The following is a 318-nucleotide window of genomic DNA, read 5'->3' on the forward strand; positions in this document are numbered from 1 at the left end:
GGTAACTTTAATAAAAGCGTCCCTACTATAATAAATACTAAAAATCCTAACGCTAGAATCTGTGGCGGGCTTAAACGGATGGTTTTTCCTCTTAATGGATGCAATGAAATGGTTTTAATCATTGCTTACATTCCTTTATTCTCAAATCGTTTGATGTCATTTTTATGCCCCATTACAACTAATATATCTCCTTCGTATATAAAATCATTTGGTAATGGAGATATATTACCCTGTTCGTCTCGTTTCACTGCTAAAACTGTACAGCCGAATCGCTTACGAACATCGACTTCTACTAATGTGCGGTTACTTATCTTAGCA

1 protein-coding gene is annotated in these 318 nt (G+C 35.2%); it reads right to left on the reverse strand.

The genetic code is table 11. The annotated features are described in order from the left end of the window. Positions 1 to 125 precede the first annotated feature (125 nt). The coding region (locus JKP73_RS22400; protein ID WP_234447176.1) for a cation:proton antiporter regulatory subunit at positions 126 to 318 on the reverse strand (193 nt) is incomplete at its 5' end.

Source organism: Virgibacillus salexigens, assembly GCF_014905415.1.
Classification (GTDB): Bacteria; Bacillota; Bacilli; order Bacillales; family Amphibacillaceae; genus Virgibacillus; species Virgibacillus salexigens.